Source organism: Phyllobacterium sp. RCAM01083 (assembly GCF_055685835.1).
Window position 1 is genome coordinate 1688965 of sequence record NZ_JBVFZN010000005.1, and the last position, 23408, is coordinate 1712372.

General features: G+C 61.7%; 26 protein-coding genes. 12 read left to right on the forward strand and 14 right to left on the reverse strand.

The genetic code is table 11. The features are described from left to right. The first annotated feature begins 10 nt into the window (after positions 1-10). From ACZ25R_RS15050 to ACZ25R_RS15060, 3 genes are all read left to right on the forward strand, one after another. Entirely contained in the window at positions 11-601 is a 591-nt protein-coding gene (locus tag ACZ25R_RS15050; RefSeq protein WP_105735815.1) for a CvpA family protein, read from the forward strand. A 117-nt stretch (positions 602-718) separates the two neighbouring features. Next, positions 719-2212: an amidophosphoribosyltransferase gene (gene purF / locus ACZ25R_RS15055; RefSeq protein ID WP_464659791.1), complete on the forward strand. Its 1494-nt coding sequence runs from the start codon at positions 719-721 to the stop codon at positions 2210-2212. 17 nt (positions 2213-2229) lie between these two features. After that, positions 2230-2982, forward strand: a complete 753-nt coding sequence (locus ACZ25R_RS15060) for an SDR family NAD(P)-dependent oxidoreductase (protein ID WP_223611252.1) — start codon at positions 2230-2232, stop codon at positions 2980-2982. Positions 2983-2989: 7 nt separating this feature from the next. Here the strand turns inward: ACZ25R_RS15060 and ACZ25R_RS15065 are convergent, their stop codons facing one another. Continuing rightward, entirely contained in the window at positions 2990-4054 is a 1065-nt protein-coding gene (locus ACZ25R_RS15065; RefSeq protein WP_472461406.1) for a helix-turn-helix domain-containing protein, read from the reverse strand. Between the two features lie 139 nt (positions 4055-4193). Here ACZ25R_RS15065 and ACZ25R_RS15070 point away from each other — a divergent pair, with 139 nt between their 5' ends. Both ACZ25R_RS15070 and ACZ25R_RS15075 read left to right on the forward strand, forming a co-directional pair. Continuing rightward, positions 4194-4898, forward strand: coding sequence for a hypothetical protein (locus tag ACZ25R_RS15070; protein WP_472461407.1), 705 nt, complete (start codon positions 4194-4196; stop codon positions 4896-4898). 30 nt (positions 4899-4928) lie between these two features. Further along, positions 4929-5975 carry an alpha/beta hydrolase family protein gene (locus ACZ25R_RS15075; RefSeq protein ID WP_472461408.1) on the forward strand — a complete coding sequence of 349 codons (1047 nt, stop codon included), beginning with the start codon at positions 4929-4931 and terminating at the stop codon, positions 5973-5975. Between the two features lie 163 nt (positions 5976-6138). Here the strand turns inward: ACZ25R_RS15075 and pssA are convergent, their stop codons facing one another. The 6 genes from pssA to ACZ25R_RS15105 all read right to left on the reverse strand — a co-directional run bounded on the left by pssA (position 6139) and on the right by ACZ25R_RS15105 (position 11933). After that, positions 6139-6906: a CDP-diacylglycerol--serine O-phosphatidyltransferase gene (gene pssA / locus ACZ25R_RS15080; protein WP_464663232.1), complete on the reverse strand. Its 768-nt coding sequence runs from the start codon at positions 6904-6906 to the stop codon at positions 6139-6141. Between the two features lie 85 nt (positions 6907-6991). Next, positions 6992-7690, reverse strand: coding sequence for a phosphatidylserine decarboxylase (locus tag ACZ25R_RS15085; RefSeq protein ID WP_226904550.1), 699 nt, complete (start codon positions 7688-7690; stop codon positions 6992-6994). Positions 7691-7855: 165 nt separating this feature from the next. Then, a complete protein-coding gene (locus ACZ25R_RS15090) occupies positions 7856-9754 on the reverse strand; it encodes an ABCB family ABC transporter ATP-binding protein/permease (protein WP_472461409.1) in 1899 nt (632 codons plus the stop codon). 2 nt (positions 9755-9756) lie between these two features. After that, positions 9757-10092 (reverse strand): ArsR/SmtB family transcription factor, encoded by a 336-nt coding sequence (locus ACZ25R_RS15095; protein WP_223611257.1) that lies wholly within the window; start codon positions 10090-10092, stop codon positions 9757-9759. A gap of 131 nt (positions 10093-10223) precedes the next feature. Then, a complete protein-coding gene (locus ACZ25R_RS15100; RefSeq protein ID WP_472461410.1) occupies positions 10224-10634 on the reverse strand; it encodes a hypothetical protein in 411 nt (136 codons plus the stop codon). Positions 10635-10649: 15 nt separating this feature from the next. Then, complete coding sequence (locus ACZ25R_RS15105) at positions 10650-11933, reverse strand: LysM peptidoglycan-binding domain-containing protein (RefSeq protein WP_472461411.1); 1284 nt, start codon at positions 11931-11933, stop codon at positions 10650-10652. Positions 11934-12107: 174 nt separating this feature from the next. Between ACZ25R_RS15105 and ACZ25R_RS15110 the strand changes: the two genes are divergently transcribed. Then, positions 12108-12713, forward strand: a complete 606-nt coding sequence (locus ACZ25R_RS15110; protein ID WP_223611260.1) for an LOG family protein — start codon at positions 12108-12110, stop codon at positions 12711-12713. Between the two features lie 21 nt (positions 12714-12734). Beyond that, a complete protein-coding gene (locus ACZ25R_RS15115; RefSeq protein ID WP_472461412.1) occupies positions 12735-13745 on the forward strand; it encodes a CorA family divalent cation transporter in 1011 nt (336 codons plus the stop codon). Here the strand turns inward: ACZ25R_RS15115 and rarD are convergent. The 4 genes from rarD to cysS all read right to left on the reverse strand — a co-directional run bounded on the left by rarD (position 13742) and on the right by cysS (position 18367). Next, positions 13742-14695, reverse strand: a complete 954-nt coding sequence (gene rarD / locus ACZ25R_RS15120) for an EamA family transporter RarD (RefSeq protein ID WP_464659773.1) — start codon at positions 14693-14695, stop codon at positions 13742-13744. The two genes, ACZ25R_RS15115 and rarD, sit on opposite strands and share 4 nt — an antisense overlap. 113 nt (positions 14696-14808) lie before the next feature. Next, the gene (gene cimA, locus ACZ25R_RS15125; RefSeq protein ID WP_472461413.1) at positions 14809-16422 is read right to left on the reverse strand and encodes a citramalate synthase; all 1614 of its coding nucleotides are present in this window, start codon (positions 16420-16422) and stop codon (positions 14809-14811) included. Further along, complete coding sequence (locus ACZ25R_RS15130; protein WP_472461414.1) at positions 16419-16913, reverse strand: GFA family protein; 495 nt, start codon at positions 16911-16913, stop codon at positions 16419-16421. Before ACZ25R_RS15130 ends, cimA begins: the two co-directional genes overlap by 4 nt. Further along, positions 16910-18367 (reverse strand): cysteine--tRNA ligase, encoded by a 1458-nt coding sequence (cysS, locus tag ACZ25R_RS15135; RefSeq protein ID WP_472461415.1) that lies wholly within the window; start codon positions 18365-18367, stop codon positions 16910-16912. The genes ACZ25R_RS15130 and cysS overlap by 4 nt, the downstream gene beginning before the upstream one ends. Before the next feature lie 385 nt (positions 18368-18752). Between cysS and ACZ25R_RS15140 the strand changes: the two genes are divergently transcribed. Continuing rightward, positions 18753-18917, forward strand: a complete 165-nt coding sequence (locus ACZ25R_RS15140; RefSeq protein WP_158531317.1) for a hypothetical protein — start codon at positions 18753-18755, stop codon at positions 18915-18917. Here the strand turns inward: ACZ25R_RS15140 and ACZ25R_RS15145 are convergent. Together ACZ25R_RS15145 and ACZ25R_RS15150 are read right to left on the reverse strand one after the other, a co-directional pair. Further along, positions 18894-19508 carry a LysE/ArgO family amino acid transporter gene (locus ACZ25R_RS15145; RefSeq protein ID WP_472461416.1) on the reverse strand — a complete coding sequence of 205 codons (615 nt, stop codon included), beginning with the start codon at positions 19506-19508 and terminating at the stop codon, positions 18894-18896. The genes ACZ25R_RS15140 and ACZ25R_RS15145 overlap by 24 nt on opposite strands. A 41-nt stretch (positions 19509-19549) precedes the next feature. Next, the gene (locus tag ACZ25R_RS15150; RefSeq protein WP_472461417.1) at positions 19550-20314 is read right to left on the reverse strand and encodes an SOS response-associated peptidase; all 765 of its coding nucleotides are present in this window, start codon (positions 20312-20314) and stop codon (positions 19550-19552) included. Between the two features lie 125 nt (positions 20315-20439). On the opposite strand from ACZ25R_RS15150, the gene ACZ25R_RS15155 reads away from it, so the two are divergent. From ACZ25R_RS15155 to ACZ25R_RS15170, 4 genes are all read left to right on the forward strand, one after another. Beyond that, on the forward strand, positions 20440-20871 hold the full coding sequence (locus tag ACZ25R_RS15155; protein WP_472461418.1) for an NUDIX hydrolase: 432 nt from the start codon (positions 20440-20442) through the stop codon (positions 20869-20871). A gap of 31 nt (positions 20872-20902) precedes the next feature. Then, entirely contained in the window at positions 20903-21325 is a 423-nt protein-coding gene (locus ACZ25R_RS15160) for a TIGR02301 family protein (RefSeq protein WP_374042756.1), read from the forward strand. 103 nt (positions 21326-21428) lie between these two features. After that, positions 21429-21686, forward strand: a complete 258-nt coding sequence (locus ACZ25R_RS15165) for a hypothetical protein (RefSeq protein WP_105736147.1) — start codon at positions 21429-21431, stop codon at positions 21684-21686. Positions 21687-21708: 22 nt separating this feature from the next. After that, complete coding sequence (locus tag ACZ25R_RS15170; RefSeq protein ID WP_472461419.1) at positions 21709-22563, forward strand: hypothetical protein; 855 nt, start codon at positions 21709-21711, stop codon at positions 22561-22563. Here the strand turns inward: ACZ25R_RS15170 and ACZ25R_RS15175 are convergent. Beyond that, a complete protein-coding gene (locus tag ACZ25R_RS15175; RefSeq protein WP_472461420.1) occupies positions 22560-23396 on the reverse strand; it encodes an AraC family transcriptional regulator in 837 nt (278 codons plus the stop codon). The genes ACZ25R_RS15170 and ACZ25R_RS15175 overlap by 4 nt on opposite strands. Between the last annotated feature and the right edge of the window lie 12 nt (positions 23397-23408).

A 23408-nucleotide genomic window follows, 5' to 3' on the forward strand; every position in this document is an offset into this window, starting at 1 on the left:
ATACATGTAAATGCCTATTACGTTGCTAGACGGAATTCTTTTGGGCATCACCCTCGTTTCGGCGGTCCTCGCCATGGTGCGCGGCTTTTCGCGCGAAGTGCTGTCCGTCGTGTCATGGGCAGCGGCGGCCGCGGCCGCCTATCTCTTCTACAAGCCGGTCGTCCCCTTCCTCGCGCCCTATATCAGCAATGAGACCATCGCCCAGATCGCGGCGGCCGGTATCGTCTTCATCGTTACGCTGATCATCGTTTCCGTCATCACCATGAAGATTGCCGATTTCATCATCGACAGCCGCATCGGCGCGCTCGACCGCACGCTCGGCTTCCTCTTCGGTGCGGCGCGCGGCGTTCTTCTCGTGGTTGTCGCGATGCTGTTCTTCAACTGGCTCGTCACGGACAACCAGCCCGCCTGGGTGGCGCAGGCCAAGTCCAAGCCGATGATCGACTCGCTCGGCGCAAAGCTGATCAGCCTTTTGCCGGAAGACCCGGAATCAACCATTCTGAAGCGTTTGAAGCCCGGCTCGAGCCATACTCCGGACGCAACGACGGCACCTGAACCCAAGGAAGACATCCCGCCGGAAGGCACGACACCGAAGCCCTGACGGGCTGCCGGGTGCGACAAACGGTTAACTTGGCGTTTGCGTGGTAATACCCCACATAGTGTGGCATAATGGAATGACAGATCTTACAGTTGAATCTGCGGCGAAAGGCTTGCGGTAATGACCGACATTTTTCGTGATGAGACCCCTCTCATGTCCCTTGACGACGACACACTGCATGAAGAGTGCGGTGTGTTTGGCATTTTGGGGCACCCCGATGCCGCCACGCTGACGGCGCTGGGTCTGCATGCCCTGCAGCATCGCGGGCAGGAAGCGGCGGGTATCGTCTCCTATGACGGCAAGCAGTTCTGCTCGGAGCGCCGCATGGGTCTCGTCGGCGACCATTACACCAACCCCGCCACGCTGGCGCAGCTGCCCGGCGACCGCGCCATCGGCCATGTGCGCTATTCCACGACAGGCGATCCGGCCCTGCGCAATGTGCAGCCGCTGTTTGCCGAACTGGAAATCGGCGGCATCGCCATTGCCCATAACGGCAATTTCACCAACGGCCTGACCATGCGCCGCAAGCTGATCGCCGACGGCGCGATCTGCCAGTCCAATTCCGATACGGAAGTGGTGCTGCATCTCATCGCCCGTTCGCGCAGCACATCGTCGAGCGACCGTTTCGTCGATGCGATCCGCCAGATGGAAGGCGGCTATGCCATGCTCGCCCTCACCCGCACCAAGCTGATCGCCGCGCGCGATCCGATCGGCATCCGGCCGCTCGTCATGGGCGATCTCGACGGCAAGCCGATCTTTGCCTCCGAAAGCTGCGCGCTCGACATCATCGGCGCGAAGTTCGTGCGTGACATCGAGAACGGTGAGGTCGTCGTCTGCGAAATCCAGAGCGACGGCACGATCAGCATCGAAGCCTTCAAGCCGCAGGCGCCAAAGCCGGAACGCATCTGCCTGTTCGAATATGTCTACTTTGCCCGCCCGGATTCCATTGTCGGCGGCCGCAACGTCTATACTGCCCGCAAGAACATGGGCATCAACCTGGCCAAGGAAGCACCGCTGGACGCCGACGTCGTCGTCCCGGTTCCCGACGGCGGCACGCCTGCGGCCATCGGCTTTGCCCAGGCGAGCGGCATTCCATTCGAGCTCGGCATCATCCGCAACCATTATGTCGGCCGTACCTTCATCGAGCCGACCCAGTCGATCCGCGCCTTCGGCGTCAAGCTGAAGCATTCGGCCAACCGGGCCGTGATCGAAGGCAAGCGCGTGGTGCTGGTCGACGATTCCATCGTGCGCGGCACGACATCGGTCAAGATCGTGCAGATGATCCGCGATGCCGGGGCGCGGGAAGTGCATATCCGCGTCGCCAGCCCGATGATCTATCATCCGGATTTCTACGGCATCGACACGCCGGATGCGGACAAGCTCCTGGCCAACCAGCACGCGACCCTTGCCTCCATGTGCAAATATATCGGCGCGGATTCGCTGGAATTCCTGTCCATCGACGGGCTGTACAGGGCGGTCAGCGGCGCTCCGCGCGACGCACAGGCGCCGCTGTTCACCGACCACTACTTCACTGGCGATTATCCGACCCGGCTGGTTGACCGGGACGGCATCAGCAATGTGCGCCAGTTCTCGCTTCTCGCAAACAACGGCTAACGGTTGAGTTCCCATTCATGATTTCTGACGGCAGTTTCCGGCTGGACGGCAAGCTTGCGCTTGTCACCGGCGCATCCCGCGGCATCGGTTATTTCCTTGCCAAAGACCTGGCAGCGCGCGGTGCGCATGTGATTGCCGTCGCCCGCACCGTAGGCGGGCTGGAAGAGCTGGACGACGAAATCAAGGCTGCGGGCGGCACGGCAACGCTGGTGCCGCTCGACCTGACCGACATGCCTGCCATCGACCGGCTCGGCGGTTCCATCCATGAGCGCTGGGGCAGGCTCGACATTCTCGTCGCCAATGCCGGTATCCTTGGCACGATTTCGCCGATCGGCCATGTGGAAGCAAAAGTCTTCGACAAGCTGATGAACATCAATGTCACCAGCGTCTGGCGGCTGATCCGCAGCACCGACCCGTTGCTGAAGCTTTCCGAGGCGGGCCGTGCGGTGCTGCTGTCGTCAGGCGTTGCCCACTCCGCCCGCGCCTATTGGGGGCCCTATGCGGCATCCAAGGCCGCTGTCGAGGTGATGGGCCGCAGCTGGGCCGAGGAAGCGCGCCAGACAAAACTGCGCATCAATTCGGTCAATCCCGGCGCGACACGCACCGCGATGCGGGCGCAGGCCGTACCGGGCGAAGATCCGGACACACTGCCGACTGCGGCGGAGGTGGCCGCCAAGATCGCGCTCATCCTCGATCCGAGGATCGACGCCACGGGCAAGCTCTACGACGTGCGCGCCGGAAAACTGCTGGGTTACAACGACCCGAGCTGAGGGCTGATCATCCGGCGAGGCGGATAATAGCCGCGCCGGATTTGTCGGCGGCAAGCGCATTGGCGCGCCAGGCCTTCGGACTCAAGCCGGTGACACGCAGGAACTCGCGGTTGAAGTTGGACTTGGTCTGAAACCCGGCATCGAACATGATGCCGGTGACCGCACGATCCGTATCCGCCAGCAGGCGGCAGGCCTCCCTCACCCGGTAATCATTGACATAGTGCGAGACACTCATCGCCTTGACCCGGTTGACGGCTATCGACACCTGCCGGGCCGGCAGGCCCATCTTGCGCGCCAGGCGGTTGAGGTTGAGATCGACATCCCGGTAGAGTTCCCGCGCCTGCATCAGCCGATCGAGCGCGGCGGCGATGTCCGTATCTTCGGCGCTGGGCAGCACCGGAGACGCGCCCTCTTCCGCGACGGTTTCGTCCCGCGCCTCCGGGCGGCTGGTTCCCGCGACCGTGGCCGCGCTCCCGAGGACGAGCAGGGCGAGGACATTGCCGATGGCAACGATGCGGGCGGAATGGCTGCCGCCCGACTGGGCAAAATCCCAGCTGATGACGATGTCGATGACCGCGGAACTGGAAACGGCAAAGGCCGTCACCTGCAATGCCCGGTAGGCGCTGATGACACCGTCGAGCCGGGATGAGCCCAATGCATCCGGACCGGCAAAGGCGAGGCGGCAGAGGGCAACGCCATAGCCTGCGAACATCAGGATGATAGCCAGCGAGACCGGCGCAGGCCAGAAGGCGATGAGGCCGATCACCACAAGCGTCGGCAGCACGTGCAGCAGCAACCATGGACGTTCGGCTAGCGGCCGCTCGCCGCGCAGGCCGTCAAAACTCAGCCATGCCAGCGTGGCGATGATGACGGCGAGCACGGCCTGGACCGGCAAGACCTCCAGCACATCGTACCCCCAGCGCACCCCGATCACCACCGATTGCAGGGCATAGACCGACACCAGGGCGAGGAAGAACGGATTCCTGTCATTGCCGTCGCTTCGCCGGATCATCTGGACGAGAAGGACGACAAGCAGGACGGCGACGACAAACGGCAATGGAACAAACAGCATGAAACCTGCGACCGGAACGAGTGGATGAGGCCCACTATGTGCTGAAACGCGATCGCGGACGACCTGAATTGTGATCAAGGTCGAATTTCAGCGGATAGCGCCCTCCTCTGGTTGCCATGCCAACCCACAGGAGCCCATCATGCTGAGCCTTATCACCGCCATTCTGCTTCTCTTCGGAACCGTAACCCCCAGCGCCGCCGACCAGGTCAAGCCGCCGCTCGATATCGGTGCGATCAACAGCGTCGCCATTACGGGGGAAGCCAGCCGCATCGTGTTCACCGCAGGCGATGGCGCGCCCTATCAGGCCCGCATCACCGCCACACGGTCCGGCTGGTTCTCCGGCTGGTATTCGAGCTGGTTCGCCGATCAATGCGCCACCCGCACCACCATGGAGGTCAGGGAACGGACGCTGCGCATCCACGTGGTCAACGCACCGCTGCTCAGCCTTTCCGACTGCGAGGTGCTGATCCGCGCCAGCCTGCCAGCCGACAGCGATGTCAGCATCGAACAGGCGGCACTGCAGGCCCGGTTGACCGGTGACTACGGCGTCGTGCGCATCAAAGGCCATGCGGCGGATTTTGCGCTGGATGGTCACGCCGCGAGCCTTGATATTTCGGGTGACGCCGTGCGCAGCGACCTGCGCTTTGCCCGCGTCAGCAACAGCGAGATCATCCGGCTCGATTCCCGCGCGCTCGACGCCTCGTTCAGCTTCGGCAAGGACGTTCCCATCAGCTACGCCGTGGATGCCAAGGCATCCCTCGTCGACAGCAAGCGCGACAGCACACCCGGTGCCAAACCCGCGATCAGCATCAAAAGCGACTATGCCCGCGTGACGATCCGCTGATCTCCACCTCTCGAAACAAGGAACATTATCATGAGATTTTTCAGTGCCGCAGTTCTGGTCGTTCTGGGTGTGTTTTGGCCTCTTCAACAGGCGCTTGCCGATCAAATTGCTGGCGTTCGGCAAATCGCCGTTCCCTCCAAAGAGCGCGCAACCGATCTCGATGTGACGGTCTGGTATCCGGCACGGACCGGCGGCGAAGAAGTCCTGCTGGGCGATACCCCGCTTTTCAAGGGGACCGCCAGCATGCGCGATGCACCGCCCGTTGAGGGGAAATTTCCGCTCATCCTGCTTTCCCACGGCACCGGCATTGCCGGCAATGCGCAAGCCACGGGCTGGATTGCCGCCCCCTTGGCTCGGCAGGGATATATTGTCGCCGCGCCAAATCACCCCGGAAATCAGAGCGGAAACAAATCGGCAAGCGAGACGATGAAGCTTTGGCTGCGGCCAGCGGATTTCACCGCGACCCTGGATGGATTGAAAACCGGAACGGTTTTCCGCGACCGGATCGACTGGACAAACGTCGGCGCGCTCGGCCTTTCCATGGGCGGCTACACCGCCCTTGCGGTGGCAGGCGCCCGTATGGACCAGCAACGCCTCGCGGCCTATTGCGATACCGATCTGCGCAACCACTCCCTGTGCGAATGGCTCGCACAGAGCGGCGTTGATCTGCACAGGATGGATGTGCAGCGGGCGGGCCTGGACTATAGGGACAACCGTATTGGCTCGGCAGTTGCAATCGACCCGGCCATGTCGGACACGCTCACAGCGGAAAGTGTTGCAGGCATCGCAATCCCCGTCGACCTCGTGAACCTCGGTCGAAAAGGTGACATTCCCCACACGCTGCAGGCGTCGTGGATGGCTGACATCATTCCGGGCGCGCGCTATGCAAGCATCGAGGATGCCAACCATTTCAGCATGTTCGCCGCGTGCAAGGCCGGTGCATCGGACAAACTGAAGGCTGAGGGCGTAACGGAACCGCTGTGCGACGATGGCGGCGGGCGATCCCGCAGCGCCATTCACGCGCAGCTGATCGATATGATCACAGACGCGTTCAACCGAACGCTCAAAGCGCAATAGATGTGCTGCTGCAGAGCCTTTGTGCGTGGTTCGACAAGCTCACCATGAGGGAGGAGGAGGATGGCAGGGAGCTTTATTCTGTAACGCTTGTGATTGCAGTGCAGCCCACTCCATCCCTCATGGTGAGCTTGTCGAACCACGCATGATGGCCCCTGCAATCCCTTCAGGACGCGGGTGTCTCTGAACCGGCGGCAGGTTCGGCAGCGGCGGCGGCATCCGCCGCCTCGTGCCGCTTCCACGCGCGGGCGCTGAACGGCAGGCTCAGGAAGAAGCCGACGGTCGTCAGCGTCAGCGTCTGCCACGTGTAGCTCATCAGGAATGCCACATAGACCACGATGAACAGGAAGCTCGGCATCACCCAGTCGGAGCGGAGCTTTGTTCCGGCTGCCTTGCCGCTGAACACCGGCAGGCGGCTGATCATCAGGATCGCCACGCAGACGGTATAGGCGGCGCCGGCAAAGGCCAGCGGCCGCGTCGGCGCGAGGCCGAGAAAGCCGAGATAGACCGGCAGCATCACCAGCATGGCCCCCGCCGGAGCGGGAACGCCGGTGAAAAAATTGCCCTGCCACGCCGGTTTGCCGATCACATCAAGCATCACGTTGAAGCGGGCCAGGCGCAGACAGCAGGCAATGCAATAAAGCAGCGCGGCGATCCAGCCGAAGGAGCGGGCCTGATCCAGCATGTAGGCATAGAGCACCAGCGCGGGCGCCACGCCGAAATTGACGATATCGGCAAGCGAATCCATCTGCGCGCCGAACTTTGTCGAACCCTTCATCATGCGGGCGATGCGCCCGTCAATGCCGTCGAGGAACGCGGCGAGAAGAACCATCGATACCGCCAGCTCGAAGCGGTTCTCGAAGGCCAGCCGGATGCCGGTCAAACCGGCGCAGATGGCCAGAACCGTAATGACATTGGGCACGAGGTAGCGCATGGGGATGCGCGAACCCGTGGGTTCCTGCACCTGCGGCTTTTCATCGAACAGCGGATCGGTCTCGGGTTCGTTCATGCCGCGCGCCTCAGCTGATACGGACCAGCGGGGCGCTGGGCTCGCCGCCGAATTCCGCCAGCACGCTCTCGCCGCCAACGGCCGTCTGGCCGACGGCAACGCGCGGTGCAAAACCTTCCGGCAGGTAGACGTCCACGCGCGAGCCGAAACGGATCAGGCCAAAGCGTTCGCCGATGGAAATGGAATTGTTTTCATCGACCCAGCAGACAATGCGGCGTGCCACGAGACCGGCAATCTGCACCACGGCAACCCGGCCATTGGGGCTGTCGATCACCAGGCCGTTGCGCTCGTTCTCGGCGCTTGCCTTGTCGAGTTCCGCATTGAGGAACTTGCCCGGCTTGTGGACAATGGTGGTGATGCGGCCGCGCACCGGGGCGCGGTTGATATGGCAGGAAAACACGTTCATGAACACGGAAATGCGGGTCATTTCGCGGTCGCCGAGGTTGAGCTCGCGCGGCGGCACGGCAGGCCCGACGGCCGATACGATGCCATCGGCCGGGCTGATCACCAGCCGGTCGTCGGTCGGTGTGACGCGCTGCGGATCGCGATAGAAATAGATGCACCAGGCGGTGAGGATGAGACCGATCCAGAACAGCGGTTCCCAGAAATAACCGAGAACCACGGTCACGCCGGCAAACCCGGCGATGAACGGATAACCTTCCCGATGGATGGGGACCAGAGTGTTGCGGATGGAATCGACAAGGCTCATTGCTTTGTTCCTGACAGCGCCGGGTGTTCGCCGGGCAGCATACACGCCGCGCCGGAATTTCGCGTTACTTATCGGAGATTGGCAGCGGGGGCAAACCTTTCAACCCGGCTTGCACCGGTCATCAGCAGAATTCTTCAGTGGCGGACTTTTGCTGGCTGCGACTTTTCACGGCTCGACGGCGACGTCGAGCGCAGGCTTGCCGCGAACGACGACACCCAGATCGTCCTCCTCGCGCACCTTGCGCAGGCGTTCTTCGGCCTCGGTTGCCTCGCGCTGGCGGTTCCACATGGAGGCATAGAGGCCGTTTTCGGCCAGAAGCGCCGCATGGCGGCCGCGTTCGGCAATCACGCCGTCCTTGAGCACGATGATCTCGTCGGCACCGATGATCGTCGACAGGCGGTGGGCGATCACCAGCGTGGTGCGGTCGCGGCTGACCAGATCGAGCGAAGCCTGGATTTCATGTTCCGTCGCGCTGTCGAGCGCCGAGGTGGCTTCGTCGAGGATCAGGATCGGCGGCGCCTTCAAAATGGTGCGGGCAATGGCAACGCGCTGCTTTTCACCGCCGGAGAGTTTCAGGCCGCGCTCGCCGACCATGGCGTTGTAGCCTTCCGGCAGGCTCTGGATGAAACTGCCGATCTGGGCAAGCTCGGCCGCGTTGCGCACTTCCTCTTCCGTCGCCGTGATGCGGCCATAGCGGACGTTGTAGGCGATGGTATCGTTGAACAGCACCGTATCCTGCGGCACCATGCCGATCACCGCGCGCAGGCTTTCCTGCGTCACGTCGCGGATATCCTGGCCGTCAATGCTGATCGAACCGCCCTGGATATCGTAGAAGCGGTAAAGCAGGCGCGACAGGGTGGATTTGCCGGCGCCTGACGGGCCGACAATGGCGACGGTCTTGCCGGCGGGAACCTCGAAGCTCACCCCCTTGAGGATCGGACGCTTGGGATCGTAGGCGAACTTCACATTGTCAAAGCGCACGGCGCCGCGCTCGATCACCAGCGGCTTGGCACCGGGCTTGTCGGTCACCTCCTGCTCGACATCGAGAAGGTCGAACATCTGTTCGATATCGGTCAGGCCCTGCCGCACTTCGCGGTAGATGAAGCCGATGAAATTGAGCGGAATGGAAAGCTGCATGAGCATGGCATTGATGAAGACGAAATCGCCGAGGGTCTGCGTGCCGGCCAGCACCTCCCTGCCCGACATGATCATCATGACCGCCATGCCGATGCCGAAAATCACCGACTGGCCAAAGTTCAGCCAGCCGAGCGATGTCCAGATGCGGGTCGCGGAAATCTCGTAGCGCGCCATGGCCGCATCGAAGCGGCTGGCCTCCATCTGTTCGTTGCCGAAATATTTGACGGTCTCGAAGTTCAGGAGCGAGTCGATGGCCTTGGTGTTGGCGTCCGTGTCGGAATCGTTCATGTCGCGGCGGATGCTGATCCGCCAGTCGCTGGCACGGATGGTGAACCAGGTGTAGAGCCAGACCGTCGCCACGACCACGGCGAGATAGGACAGGCCATAGGCAAACGCGAAGATCACGGCGGTCAGCAGGAATTCGATGATCGTCGGCGCGGTGTTGAGGATGGTGAAGCGGACGATGGTTTCAATGCCCTTGGTGCCGCGCTCGATGATGCGCGACAGGCCGCCGGTGCGCCGCTCGACGTGGAAGCGCAGGGACAGGTTGTGCATGTGCACGAATGTCCGGTAGGCAAGCTTGCGCACGGCATATTGCCCGACACTGGCAAACAGCGCATCGCGCAGCTGGTTCAGTCCCGCCTGAATGATGCGCGCGGCATTGTAGGCGGCCACCAGCATCAGCGGGCCGACGAGAATGAGCGGCAAGAGATCGGACGGCACGAACTTGCCGTTCAAGGCATTGGTCGCCCATTTGAAGAAATAGGGCACCAGAATGAGGATGACCTTGGAAATCAGCAGGTAGAACGAGGCCCAGACGACCCGCATCTTCAGGTCGGGACGTTCATCCGGCCACATATAGGTCCAAAGATTGCGGATGGTCTGCAGCGTTTTGCCAGACTCGGCGGAGACAGTTTTTTCAGCCACGGCTATTCCTTGATGGCCGCAGCGGCTACCCGCGCTGCCGGCACAATGGTATCGGGCGGACAGCACAGATTGGCCATATCGCCGACAAGGGCGGCGACATCGGCAAAGGCGTCCGGATTGATGCTGTAATGGGAACTCTGGCCGGACTGGCGGTAATTCACCAGACCGGCATCGACCAGTATTTTCAGATGCTGCGATACGGTCGACTGCGCCAGATCAAGCGTTGCGACAATATCCTTGCAGCAGGAGGCGTTCAGCCCGGCCAGCTGCCGGACAATGCGCAGGCGCGCGGGATGGGCGAGCGCGGTGAGAATCCGCGCCGTTTCCGCATCTGACATCGCCTGTTGAAATCGGTTGCTGCATTTCATCGTTCATCGGCGATAAACGATATAATTTTCCAATGCAAGGGTTAAAGCGGGTCATCCATGCCATACGGGTGCGGTTTTGGAGCATGTCCGACGCTCAAGCTTCAGAAAAAGCCGTCGAGAAACGCCGCCGTCCGATCCGAGAGTCCGACGATCTTGTCGGTTGCCTGGCGGTAGAACTTGAAGTTGAGTTCCGTACCGGGCTCACCATCTTTCCAGTCGGTCAGATGCCTGAGTTCACGCCTGCCCAGCGGATGCGCGGCAAGGGCATTGCGCCGGATCACAACGCTGACACGCGGCGTTTGCCTGATGACGCCGCTCTTCCTGGCGACGGCTTCGGCTGAGATGACGACACCGCGCGCGACAAGCCCCTGCCCGCCCTCGTTCTCGCTGGCGAAGAGAAAGACTGTGTCACCGGCGGCGATATGCTTGCCGCCATACATGGTCTTCTGCGCGGTGAATGCGAACATTTCTGCCTGCGGATCGCGAATCTCGGCTTTGATCGCGAATGCCACCCGTCCGTCCTTACGTTATTGCGGCGCCGGCTTGTCCTTTTCCGGCAATGAAAAGACCTGTCCGGGGAAAATCCTGTTCGGGTTCTGGATCTGCTCCTTGTTGGCCAGATAGATCGTCGTGTAGCGCACACCTGCACCGTAGGTCCGGCGCGAAATCGTCCACAGATTGTCGCCGCGCCGGATGATGACCGAACCATCGACATTGCGAAGCGGCTTGGCCGTATCGGTGCCCGGCGCCTGTTCACTGCCGGCAGCCGGGGCTGCTTCGGGCGAAGCCTGCGGCGTTGCCGCCGGTGCGGGCGTTGCGGATGGTGCGACGGCCGACACGCGCTGGCCTGCCTCGCGCTTGAACGGCACGGCGGCGCGGGCAATGACGGTTACGCCGTCTTTTTCCACCATGTCCGCACGGATGATATAGTCGCCCACGGGCAGGTCGCGGGTTGTCTGCACGAGAAAGTGGCCATCGGCGCCCGTCTTGGTCGAGCCAATGAGATTGTCATTGGCATAGACCTTGACCGTGTAGCCGGCATCGGCAATGCCGGCGATGAACAGTTTGCTGCCTTCGATCTCCACCGCTTCGACAACGATGCGGGCCTTGGCGGCGGGCTGCTTGGCAGGCTTGTCGCCGGTGGGCGCCGCTGCTGCCGCCGGCTGGTTGGAAGCCGCCTGACCTGCCGGAGCTTCCGGCACGGTGATCAGCCGGCTCGGCTGGCCGGATTGTTCGACAAGCGCCAGCACCTGCCCCGATTTGGTTTCGGGGATGGAAACGATGGCGGTTTCCAGCGATGTCATGGCGCTGCCATCGGGTGCCGTCGAGCGCAGGACCAGCTGGTAATCGCCGGGCTTCAGGGGATCATCGAGGACGATGACGAAGTCGCCATTGGGCGAAGCCTTGGTGGTTCCAAGAATATCGCCGCGGGCCAGAAGGTCCACCTTGGCATTGTTGGCAGCCTTGCCCGCCAGAACGATCGTCCCCTTGGGGTCAACGCGCAGCACATCGAAGGTTGGCGCACCCGGCTTGCCCTCGGCTGCTTCAACCGGCGGCGTCGTCGTGCCTGTGGCTGGCGCGGCAGCCGGTGCCGTCGTGTCGGCCGAGGGCGCAGCGGGAACTGCAGCTTGCGGCTGTTCGGCCGGTTTTGCGGCTGGCGTTTGCGCGGCTGGCGCAGGTGCGTTTCCGCTCGCCGTTACGGCCGGCGTATTGGAAGTCGGCTTACCCGGAACAAACCCCAGATAGGCAGCAACCAGCCCCACGGCGACAACAACGCCAAACCCCAATAGTGCAAACTTGTTCTTGACCATCGATCCCCAACCCTTTTGTTCTTTTTGCTCTAGCGCCTTTTGTGCTCTGCCACAAGAAAACCGTTTAGATTCAGCCTCATTCTTTGTGATTATTCTACCAGATTCGCAATTCGAGGCTTTTGTCGCATCCGCAGCGGCTTGACGTTTCACCGCACAGAAGGCACCACTTTTCAAATGAGCAAGATTCAATCCATCTGCGTTTACTGCGGCTCGTCTCCGGGCCGCGATCCGATTTACAAACAGAGCGGCAGGATGCTGGGCAAATCCATTGCCGAAAACGGGCTTGAGCTGGTGTACGGCGGCGGCACGAAGGGCATCATGGGCGCCGTTGCCGACGGTGTCATGTCGGCGGGCGGCAAGGTCACCGGCATCATTCCGAAGTTCCTGATGAACAAGGAAGCCACCGAGCATGCGCTCGGCCAGCTGTCGGAACTGGTCGTCACCGAGGACATGCACGAGCGCAAGCACAAGATGTTCGAGCGCTCCGACGCCTTCGTCACCCTGCCCGGCGGCATCGGCACGGTGGAGGAGATCGTCGAGATCATGACCTGGGCGCAGCTCGGGCGCCACCGCAAGCCGATGGTGTTCGCCAACATCAACGGGTTCTGGAATCCGATGCTTGCCCTCATCGATCACATGAAGGCGGAAGGCTTCGTGCATACGTCACATTTGGTCAATCCGCTTGTGGTAGAACGCCCGGAAGATATCGTTCCGGCGATCCTCAAAGCAGCCGCAAGAGGCGACCGGGACGGCGACGAAGCGATCATCGAACGGCTGTAGCAGCAAAGGAGCGGGGATTTCATGGTTCAAACGCTGAGCTTAGATCCCGCCCCCGAAGCAAAACTTCTGCCCCACGACGACTTCGTCATATCCTACCGCTTCGGCAGCGACGGCGCCTTGCTGTCGGAACCTGCCGCCGCGACGGACAAGGCATGGACCTGGAAGAGCTATGCGCTGGCCGATGCGCGCGCCCGGCGCAGCCTCGAAGCGGACAAGAGCCTGCCGGACAGCGTGCGCGAAGCCTTTCTCTCCTCCGGCGATCAATGCCAGATCAGCTTCGAAGACGGCTGGCTGTTCGGCGAACTGCCGGATCTGCAGCACGAGCACTACGGCGATCCGCGCGAGCTCGGCTATTTCCGCTTTGCCTTCGACAGGAACCTGTTCATCAGCGGCCGCCGCCACCCGCTGCAATCGGTGGATGACGTGCGCCAGTCCATCAATCGCGGCAAGATCAGGCCGGCCGCGCCGATCGCACTGTTCAACGCGATATTCCGGCGCTTTCTCGACCTGCTCAAGGCCGAGATCAACCGGCTTTCGGAAACGCTCGATTCCATCGAGGACCACATCGTCAGCGAAAAATGGCAGGGCGAGCGCGAACGGCTGGTGCCTGTGCGCCGCCAGATCGTGGTGTTTCACCGCTATCTCACGGCTGCCACCAGCCTGTTCCGCCATATCGACCATGCGGACCGGCGCGCCCTGCCGGAAGATCTGGACGACCTGATCGAAGGCCTGTCGATCCGCGCGGCAACGCTGCATGCGGAAGGCGAACAGCTGCAGCAGCGCGCAAGGCTGCTGCAGGACGAGCTGCTGGCCAAGATGACCGATCAGTCCAACCGGTTTCTGTACGTGCTTTCCGTCATGACTGCCGTGCTGTTGCCGAGCAATGTCATCACCGGACTGTTCGGCATGAACACGCCCGGCCTGCCCTTTGCCAACAGCGCGCATGGCTTCTGGGTGGTGGCGCTGCTCGCCGTGATCATTTCGGCCATGGTCTACCTGATCGTCCGCAGGATCGGCGGATCAGGGCGTTAGGAAAGCTTCGCCTTGCGCGATTCATGCAGCATCGACCAGGTGTAGATCGCCAGTGCCGCCCAGATCAGCGCGAAGGCAATGAACTGGCTGTTGGAGAACGGCTCCTTGAACACGAAGATGGCGCAGAGGAACACGATGGTCGGCGCGAGATACTGCATCAGGCCGATGGTGGTATAGCGCAGGAGTTTTGCGCCAAAAGCGTAGAGAATAAGCGGAATGGCCGTGGCCGGACCGGCAAACAGGAGAAGGCCGATATCATGGCTGCCGCCATTGACGAAATGGCTCGTACCCTGCGCCACGGTCCAGGCAATGAAGCCAAGCGAGGGAATGGACAGGATCAGCACTTCCAGCATGAAGCCTTGCGTCGGACCGATGGGCAACGTTTTGCGGAAGAAGCCGTAGAACCCGAAGCTGAAGGCGAGAACCAGCGAAATCCACGGCAGGCCGCCGGATGAAATGGTCAGGAGCACAACCGCGCAGGCCGCAAGGCCGACTGCCACCATCTGCGGGCGCGTCAGCTTTTCCGACAGGAAAATACTGCCGAGCACCACGTTCACCAGCGGATTGATGTAATAGCCGAGCGCCGTGTCGATGGCGTGTCCGGCGCCGATGGCCCAGACATAGGTGCCCCAGTTGATGGTGATCAGCGTCGCCGTCAAGGTGGCCATGGCCAGCATGCGCGGCGTTGTCAGCGCGGTTCTCAGATCGTCGAAACGGCCCAGCCACCACAGCACGGCACCGGCAATGGGAACCGACCAGACGATGCGGTGCGCCACCACTTCCAGCGCCGGCATGTAAGCCACGGCTTTCAGATAGAACGGCAGGATGCCCCACAGCAGATAGGCGGAAAGCGCAAAGATAAAGCCTTTCCTGCCGTCGGACATTCCCGGCCCTGCTTCAGCTGCGATTGCTCCAGCCCCAAGGCCGCTTTGATTGATCTGTTCACTCATGCGGCGATGCTCTACGACTACAGGCCGGAAACGTCTATCGAATTCGGCTGATCATCCCATCAACGCCCTTGATGATTTGGGATCAATTTCATCCAAAAATCGAGAAAACCGGCTCACTCGGCAGCGATTTTGCCAGCGAGATCGCGATTTTTCATCAATTTATAGACGATTGAGTCCATCAGCGCCTGAAACGAGGCATCGATGATATTGTCGGAAACGCCCACCGTCCACCAGCGCACATTGCTGGAATCCGTCGATTCGACCAGAACCCGGGTGATGGCTTCCGTGCCGCCATTGAGGATACGCACCTTGAAATCCGCCAGCACCAGATCGTCGATCTCGTGCTGGTAGCGCCCCATGTCCTTGCGCAAGGCCAGATCGAGCGCATTGACCGGGCCATGCCCTTCCGCCACGGACATGCGCTGCTCGCCATCAACCTCGACGCGGACCACGGCTTCGGAAACGGTCTTGATATTGCCGTTGGCATCAAAACGGCGTTCGACCATGCAGCGGAAGGATTCGACCTTGAAGAATTCCGGCACCGTACCGAGCGTGCGGCGGGCCAGCAGTTCGAAACTGGCATCGGCGCCCTCATAGGCATAACCCTCAGCCTCGTGCTCCTTGACCAGTGCGATCAGCGTATCGAGGCGCGGATCGTTTTTTGCAACGGGAATGCCGCGCCGTTCCAGTTCATTGATGAAATTGGACTTTCCGCCCTGATCCGACACCATCACCTTGCGGCGGTTCCCGACAGTCTCCGGCGGTATGTGTTCGTAGGTCGCCGGTTCCTTGATCAGTGCCGAGGCGTGAATGCCCGCCTTGGTGGCAAAGGCTGACGCGCCGACAAAGGCGCCCTGCGCATTGGGCGCGCGGTTGAGCAGTTCATCGAAACTGCGCGACAGGCGCGACAGGCCCTTGAGCTTTTCGGCGCTGATGCCGGTTTCGAAGCGGTCCGACCAGGCGGGCTTGAGCGCCAGTGTCGGGATGATGGTGATCAGATTGGCATTGCCGCAGCGCTCGCCGATGCCGTTGAGCGTGCCCTGGATATGACGCACGCCCGCATCGACGGCCGCGAGCGAATTGGCAACCGCCTGCTCCGTGTCGTTGTGGGCATGGATGCCGAGGTGATCGCCGGGGATGGCTTTGGTGACGGCGCGGACGATCGCGCTGACTTCATTCGGCTGCGTGCCGCCATTGGTGTCGCACAGCACCACCCAGCGCGCCCCGGCCTCATAGGCGGTCCTGGCGCAGGCCATGGCATAGTCCGGGTTGGCCTTGTAGCCGTCGAAGAAATGCTCGCAATCGACGATGGCTTCCTTGCCCGCCTCGACCGCCGCCCGGACGGAGGCATCGATGGATTCGAGGTTCTCCTCGTTGGTACAGCCGAGCGCGACACGGACATGGTAGTCCCAGCTCTTGCCGACAAAACAGACGACATCGGCCGAAGAGCCGATCAAGGCTGCCAGCCCCGGATCGTTGGACACCGAAACACCGGCGCGCTTGGTCATGCCGAAAGCGGCAAACTTTGCCCGTTTGGTGCGCTTTTCCGCAAAGAAGGCCGTGTCGGTCGGATTGGCGCCGGGATATCCGCCCTCGACATAGTCGAGGCCGAACTCATCGAGCATATCGGCAATGACCTTCTTGTCCTCGACCGAAAAATCGATGCCCGGCGTCTGCTGCCCGTCGCGCAGCGTCGTGTCGAAGAGATAAACGCGTTCTTTTGTCACTTGCCCGCCTCCCCCAGCGGCCATGCATCCGTATCATGATCGGGATGCTGGTTGGAAACCATTGTTTTCAGGAATTCGATCGATTCCGGATCGCCATCGGACCTGTAGCCCGGCAACCGGCTGAGATCATCGACAAAAGGCAGCTTGTCTTCGATGCCCCATTGCACGAGCGGCGCCAGTTCCTCCGGATGATCGAAGGCGCCGATGGCCAGCGCGACGCCGTCGGGCGCCTCGTAGGTCAGGGGCGTACCGCAAGCGGCGCAGAAGCCGCGCTGGACGTGATTGGACGAGCGGAAGCGTTTCGGCTCGCCGCGCGTCCACTCCAGGTGCGCCGTCCGGGTGGAAACCAGCGGCGCATAGAAATTGCCGAAAGCCTTCTGGCACATGCGGCAATGACAGATGGAGGTATCGGTCAGCGCACCTTCAACGCGGAACCGCACCGCGCCGCACTGACAGCCGCCGCTATAGACGGGCTTGTTATCAAGACTCACCGTTTCACCTCCCAGGTTGTCACGCGCTCGCCGGTCTGCGGGTCCTTGCCGTCCTTCAGCTGGATGCCCTGCTCCAGAAGCTCATTGCGGATGCGGTCCGCCTCGGCAAAACTTTTCGCCGCAAGCAGGGACAACCGCTCGCTGATCCTGGCATCGAGCTCCGCCTTGAAGGCGTCGGACAGGCTGGCGGCGGTTTGACCCGCCACATCCACGCCCAGCAGGGCAAATGCCGCGTGGTAATCCGCCGGGCTGACCGAACCGGATTTGCGGATCGATGCCAGCCAGTTGATCAGGCTCGGCGTCGCCAGATCATCCGACAGGATGGTGATCGCATCATCCGGGATCGTGCCGACAGGCGCATCGCCAACATATTCGCGCGCCTTGACCAGGATGTTCTCCGCTTCCTCGAGCCTGTTGACGGTGAAGTCGATCGGCTCGCGGTAATTGGTCATCAGCATGGCGAGGCGCAACACCGCGCCCGGCCATTTGCGATCGCCGAAGGTCGTGGTCTGGAGCAGCTCGTTGATGGTGAAGAAATTGCCGGCGCTCTTGGCCATTTTCTGGCCTTCGACCTGCAGGAAACCATTGTGCATCCAGATATTGGCCATGCGCTCTGTCCCCAGCGCGCAGCACGACTGGGCAATCTCGTTCTCATGGTGCGGGAACACCAGATCGATGCCGCCGGCATGGATATCGAAAATGTTCTTCATCGGATCGTCGCAGGCAAGACCGCCGCCGAAGGGTTCGAGCAGCTTGGCCATCGCCATGGCGGAGCACTCGATGTGCCAGCCGGGACGGCCAAGCCCTTCAATGCCCGCGGGCGACGGCCAGCCGGGTTCATCCACCTTGGACGGCTTCCACAGAACAAAGTCCATCTCGTCGCGCTTGTAGGACGCCACGTCGACGCGGGCGCCGGCGAGCATGTCATCGGCCGAACGGCGGGCAAGCAGCCCGTAGCGCGGACCCTTGCGGGCATTCATTGCGGAGGGCGAAAACAGCACATGGCCGTCGGCGACATAGGCGACGCCCTGCTCGACGAGCCGGTCGATCATCGCCACCATTTCCCGGATGTAATCCGTGGCGCGCGGCTGGTCCGACGGCTCGAGATTGCCCAGCGCCGTCACATCCGCCTGAAACTGCGCATTGGTCTTGTCGGTGACGATCCGGATCGCCTCGTTGAGCGGCAGGCCGGGATAGTCGCGCGCCGCACGGGCGTTGATCTTGTCATCCACGTCGGTGATGTTGCGCACATAGGTCACCTGCGCCTCGCCATGCAGATGGCGCAGCAGCCGGAACAGGACGTCGAAGACGATCACCGGGCGGGCATTGCCGATATGGGCATAGTCGTAGACGGTCGGACCGCAGACATACATGCGCACGTTTTTCGGATCGATCGGCACGAAATCTTCCTTCGTGCGGGTGAGCGTGTTGTAGAGGCTCAGGGTCTGCGGCATGTCTTTGATCTCAAATTCGGGTTGCAACGGTAAAAACGCATATCACGGCGCTGGTCTGGCGACCGGTGCGTTTCACATCTTTGGAGCGAATTTTGAGACGAAAACGGCCGGGGCCAGCGAAGCGCTAGCTGATAATAATCCGACAGGTAATAATCGTTACGGACGACGTTTTCATGATTGCATTTATGATTGAGCCGGGGCGCAAGGTCAAGCGCAACTTGCCAACGGCCGGGTGTGGCAAATTTATCGGGTTTGAACTGGTTAATTCAAATTAACCGGAAAGCCCAAAATCCTCCCGGAATGTGCCTTTTTTCCGGCGGAATTGACCGGGATTCCTGCACCCCAGAACAGAGGGGAATTGTCCCCGCGACACAGGACCGGACACATGACCAACACTTCCGTAGCGGCCAAAGCCCGCGACACCGTTTTCGCCGATCATCTGGCCGCACAATACCGTGCGATTGGCCCGGCCGCCGTTCAGGCCGCCGTTTTGACCAAGCCGCGCCAGCGGCCGCTGCTGACCGTTTCAACCGTGCAGGAAACGGACTAACAGACTGAGGGCGATCCCGGCCATGACAAGGCCGATCAGGACGTCCAGAACACGCCATGCGGCCGGCCTGGCAAAAACCGGCTGCAGCAGTCTCGCGCCGTAGCCGAGGCCAAAAAACCAGACGAACGAGGCGACCGCAGCTCCGGCGCCATAGGCCGCGCGGTTGGCGCCTTCAAAACGCGCCGACAGGCCGCCCAGCAGAACCACCGTATCCAGATAGACATGCGGATTGAGGAAGGTCAGCGCCAGAACCGTGGCAATGGCCGCCTTCAGCGAGCCCCCGTCCGAGCGCGCCGCCTGCATGGCCTCCGGCTTGAGCGCCCGGCGAAATGCCACCGATGCATACCAGAACAGGAATGCCGCGCCGCCAAGCGTGACCATCGAAATCAGCTGGGGGGACTGGGCAATCAATGTGCCGAGACCGGCAACACCGGCGGTGATCAGCAGCGCATCGGACAGCGCGCAGATCAGGGACAGGATGAAAACATGCTCCTGCAAAAGCCCCTGGCGCAGAATGAAGGCATTCTGCGCGCCGATGGCGATGATCAACGAGGCACCGAGAAGGAAACCGGACAAAGCGGCGGAAAACATGGGAAAATCCTGAAATCTGAAGGAGAGGCTTGGATGGACGGTCAGAACAGCTTCATCTGATCGTCGGACTCGGGCGGCTTCTGCCGCAGCGGTTTTTTGACCTCAAAAGCCCCTTCGGCCACCCGCTCCTGAATGTCCGGGCCCATATTGGCAACCTTGTTGACCTTGTCGGACACCGGTATCGCCTCGAAAAAGTCCGGCTGGGCGGGTTTCAGCAGATCGGCGACATGGCGCGGCTCCTGGGTCTTGCAGTCGAGCCAGCGGCTGAAATCCTTGGGTTCGATGACGACGGGCATGCGGTCATGAATGGGGCGCAGCGTTTCATTGGCGCTGGTGGTCAGGATCGCGCCCGTGTCCATTTCCGAGCCTTCCGCATTGGCCCATGGCTCGTACAGGCCGGCAAAGGCGATGACGCCGCCATGCTTGGGGCGGATCCAGAACGCCTGCGACTTGTTCTTGCCGTCGCGGCGCCATTCGTAAAAACCCGAAGCGGGAATGAGCGCGCGGCGATGCCGCATGGCGGTCTTGAAGGATGCCTTGTCGATGGCGGTTTCCGAACGGGCATTGATCATCAGCGGATAATCGGCGGTGTCCTTGACCCAGCCGGGAATGAATCCCCAGCGCACCAAAAGCGCCCGCCGGTCGGGGCGGTTGCTGCCGGGCGGCGGCGTTTCGCCCGAGACGATCATCAGCACCGGCTGTGTCGGCGCGATATTGTAGCGGGCCGGAAAGGCCTCGACATCCATCAGCCCCATCAGGGCTTCGATCTCTTCTGGGGTTCCGAGGAGGGCAAAACGTCCGCACATGCAATGAGAGCCTATTTGAATTGGAGTGGCGATCATCCGGTTTTTCGATGCCGGGTCAAGGTGGAGTTTGCGGGATGTTGCACGATGCTCTTGTCAAAGCCCCAGCCGCGACATACCCCTGACATATGGCACAGATTCCGCTTTCCCCCGATGTTGACGGCGTTTCAGCCGTCTGTATCCGCAACGAGGCTTTCCTCCTGGTGGAGCGCGGGCGCGAACCCGCCAAGGGCTGGCTGGCCTTCCCCGGCGGGCGGCGCGAAGAGGGAGAAGCGCCTGATAGCGCCGCCATCCGCGAACTGTTCGAAGAAACCGGCATCCGCGCGACGGAGGTGTCCTATCTCGACACGGTTGTCTTCGATTATTCGACCCCGGAATTTCCCGCCCCCCGGCCCTATCGCCTCGCGGTTTTCCTGGCGCACGATCCCCGGGGCGAGGCCATTGCCGCCGATGACGCGGCGGCGGTCCACTGGCTGAAAGTCGAGGAAATGGCCGGCTTCGATGTCACCGCCAGCGTGCTCGACATGGCCCACGCCCTGGCGCGAACCTTCAAAAGTTGAGGGTATTGCCGCATTGCGCCTTGAAGACGCCTTGCTTTCCGGCCACAACCGTCTGCAGGGGATTCCACCGCCACAGGGTCAAGACGTGCGCCGCAGAGCATTGATATCAGCATTTCTGTTGGCGATCGTCAGCGCGGGTCCCGCCCACGCGGTGGACCCATTGTATGAAACAAAGCTGATCCGGCTGGCGGAAATTCTCGGCTCCATTCATTCGCTGCGCAACATCTGCGGCGAAAAAAGCAGCCAGTGGCGCGACAGGATGGATTCGCTGCTGGCGGCGGAGAATCCGGACCCTGCCCGCCGGGCACGGCTGGTGGCCAGTTTCAACCGCGGCTACCGGACGTTTACCGAGACCTATACGGCGTGCACGAGCCAGGCGATTGCGGCGATTGACCGCTACCAGACCGAAGGAGAAAGGCTTTCTTCGGAGATCATATCGGGCTATGGAAATTAACCAGGCTTTAACTGTTGAAGCCAAAGGACCGCATTTTAAGCAAAACGTATGGTATTGTTTAGCGGCAGTTTAAGAATTGGCTTCGGCCAAGGATGGTATAATCATGAACATGACATCGGCGGACCTCGATAAGTTGGTTGCAGAAGAAAAAAAGCTGGTTGCGATCGAATATCAGAATGAAGTCTGGGCAGATGGCACTCTTGAAGGTATCGAGCCCGAGATCATGGCCGAAGCTGCATTTGCGACCGCGCTGACCGAATTGATCCGGGATAACGGCGAAGTGTCCGCGCTGGCCTTGCTCGAAGTGCTGCGCGAACGTATTTCTGCAGGTGAATTCTCTTCGAATCGCGTCCTGCAATAATTCAACGACCGGGTGATCCTGCATGCTCGACAAGCTCGCTTCCGCTTCCGTGATCGCCAGAACAGGTTTTCTAGCGGCAGTCCTTTGCGCCTGCGCTGTTCCTGCCTATGCCGCCGGACTGGACAGGCCCGTGCAGCTGGCGCTCAGCGAGATCAAGAAGGAAGAGCTGCCGAAGGCCACTGAAACGGCTCCGGCAAAGCCCGAGGAGAAGGCACCGGCGGGCACCGCCCCGGCAGCTCCGCCTGCCGCTTCGGAAACCAAACCCGCCACGACAACACCGGAAAAGCCCGCCGCCCCTGCCGCAGCGCAGGAAAAGAAGGCGCCCGAGGCACCCGCTGCCAAGGAAAACGATACGGCTGGCGCGCCGCGCAGCAATCCGGCCCTGCCGAACGTACCGGAAGGCTCGCCGCCGCCGCACGTGGAATACGACGTCACCAAGCTGCCCTTCCCGGTGCAGAAGATGCGCGAGCTTATCATTGCCGCAGCCAAGACCGGTTCGCTGGAATCCCTGCGGCCGCTGATCGGCTCGGGCGACGACATGACGATGCTGTCGCTCGCCGATACGGACGGCGACCCGATTGCCTATCTGAAGAGCCTTGCCGGCGACACGGATGGACAGGAAATCCTCGCCATCGCCATCGATATCCTCAATTCAGGCTACGTCCATCTGGATGCCGGAACGCCTGATGAGCTCTATGTCTGGCCGTATTTCTTCGCCTACCCGCTCGACAAGCTCGATGCCAAGCAGCGCGTGGAGCTCTTCCAGATCGTCACCGCCGGTGATTATGACGAGATGAAGCAGTTCGGCACCTATGTGTTCTACCGCCTCGGCATTACGCCGAAGGGCCGCTGGCGCTTCTTCGTCAACGGCGACTAAGACCCTCCACCAGCGAAATAGCGCGTGGGCGTAACCCCGAACACGCGCCGGAACATGGCAATGAAGGCGCTGATATTGTTGTAGCCGACATCAAGCGCAACTGATGTGACCGCCTGCCCCGCTGCCAGCAGTTCCAGCGCCCGCATCAGCCGGGCGCGCTGGCGCCATTCGGTAAAGGTGAAACCCGTTTCAACCACGAATTTGCGCGTCATCGTCCGGGCGGGAATACCCGCCCAGTCAGCCCAATCCTCGGCTTTTCGTTCGTCGAGCAAATTGCCGGTAAAGGCATGGGCGATGCGCGCCAGCCGCGCATCCGCCGGCATCGGCAGCCCGAGATCCTCATGCGGCAGGCTGGCGATCTCATCGAGAATGACGCGCGCAATCCGCTCCTGTCCCTGATCAAGCACCTCGCCCTTCCAGCCGGCCGCCCGGCTGACCGCCTCGCGCAGCAGGCCGGAACTGCGCAGGGTGCAGGGAATGGCGGGGAGCATCGCGCATTCCGGCTCCGCCACGTAGACACTCCAGCCGAAATAGGCCCCGTGCGACTGCAGCGAATGCTTGTGATACGGCGGTATCCACACCGCGTGGATGGCGGGAACGACCCATTGCCCCGCTTCCGTTCCAATCGTCAACAGACCGGTGCTCGCCCCCAGCAGCTGGCCGCGCGCATGGGCGTGGACAGCAACGAACCGTGGAACACTCCTCTCCTGCTTGCCCGCAATGATGATCGGGCCTTCGGACGACATGGCTTGTTCCGGGGTGATGAAATAGCTCATTTTGGCCTCAACGCCGTATTCATTGGCATGGATACGATAGCAGCGCCAATGCGTCATGGCTAGTTTGCT

Bases quoted from the DNA above. Each gene is read 5' to 3' on its own strand.
- ACZ25R_RS15050 (WP_105735815.1), top strand. From the start codon at position 11: ATGCCTATTACGTTGCTAGACGGAATTCTTTTGGGCATCACCCTCGTT.
- purF (WP_464659791.1), top strand. From the start codon at position 719: ATGACCGACATTTTTCGTGATGAGACCCCTCTCATGTCCCTTGACGAC.
- ACZ25R_RS15060 (WP_223611252.1), top strand. From the start codon at position 2,230: ATGATTTCTGACGGCAGTTTCCGGCTGGACGGCAAGCTTGCGCTTGTC.
- ACZ25R_RS15065 (WP_472461406.1), bottom strand. From the start codon at position 4,054: ATGCTGTTTGTTCCATTGCCGTTTGTCGTCGCCGTCCTGCTTGTCGTC.
- ACZ25R_RS15070 (WP_472461407.1), top strand. From the start codon at position 4,194: ATGCTGAGCCTTATCACCGCCATTCTGCTTCTCTTCGGAACCGTAACC.
- ACZ25R_RS15075 (WP_472461408.1), top strand. From the start codon at position 4,929: ATGAGATTTTTCAGTGCCGCAGTTCTGGTCGTTCTGGGTGTGTTTTGG.
- pssA (WP_464663232.1), bottom strand. From the start codon at position 6,906: ATGCGCTACCTCGTGCCCAATGTCATTACGGTTCTGGCCATCTGCGCC.
- ACZ25R_RS15085 (WP_226904550.1), bottom strand. From the start codon at position 7,690: ATGAGCCTTGTCGATTCCATCCGCAACACTCTGGTCCCCATCCATCGG.
- ACZ25R_RS15095 (WP_223611257.1), bottom strand. From the start codon at position 10,092: ATGTCAGATGCGGAAACGGCGCGGATTCTCACCGCGCTCGCCCATCCC.
- ACZ25R_RS15105 (WP_472461411.1), bottom strand. From the start codon at position 11,933: ATGGTCAAGAACAAGTTTGCACTATTGGGGTTTGGCGTTGTTGTCGCC.
- ACZ25R_RS15110 (WP_223611260.1), top strand. From the start codon at position 12,108: ATGAGCAAGATTCAATCCATCTGCGTTTACTGCGGCTCGTCTCCGGGC.
- ACZ25R_RS15115 (WP_472461412.1), top strand. From the start codon at position 12,735: ATGGTTCAAACGCTGAGCTTAGATCCCGCCCCCGAAGCAAAACTTCTG.
- rarD (WP_464659773.1), bottom strand. From the start codon at position 14,695: ATGAGTGAACAGATCAATCAAAGCGGCCTTGGGGCTGGAGCAATCGCA.
- cysS (WP_472461415.1), bottom strand. From the start codon at position 18,367: ATGCCGCAGACCCTGAGCCTCTACAACACGCTCACCCGCACGAAGGAA.
- ACZ25R_RS15140 (WP_158531317.1), top strand. From the start codon at position 18,753: ATGACCAACACTTCCGTAGCGGCCAAAGCCCGCGACACCGTTTTCGCC.
- ACZ25R_RS15145 (WP_472461416.1), bottom strand. From the start codon at position 19,508: ATGTTTTCCGCCGCTTTGTCCGGTTTCCTTCTCGGTGCCTCGTTGATC.
- ACZ25R_RS15150 (WP_472461417.1), bottom strand. From the start codon at position 20,314: ATGTGCGGACGTTTTGCCCTCCTCGGAACCCCAGAAGAGATCGAAGCC.
- ACZ25R_RS15155 (WP_472461418.1), top strand. From the start codon at position 20,440: ATGGCACAGATTCCGCTTTCCCCCGATGTTGACGGCGTTTCAGCCGTC.
- ACZ25R_RS15165 (WP_105736147.1), top strand. From the start codon at position 21,429: ATGAACATGACATCGGCGGACCTCGATAAGTTGGTTGCAGAAGAAAAA.
- ACZ25R_RS15170 (WP_472461419.1), top strand. From the start codon at position 21,709: ATGCTCGACAAGCTCGCTTCCGCTTCCGTGATCGCCAGAACAGGTTTT.
- ACZ25R_RS15175 (WP_472461420.1), bottom strand. From the start codon at position 23,396: ATGACGCATTGGCGCTGCTATCGTATCCATGCCAATGAATACGGCGTT.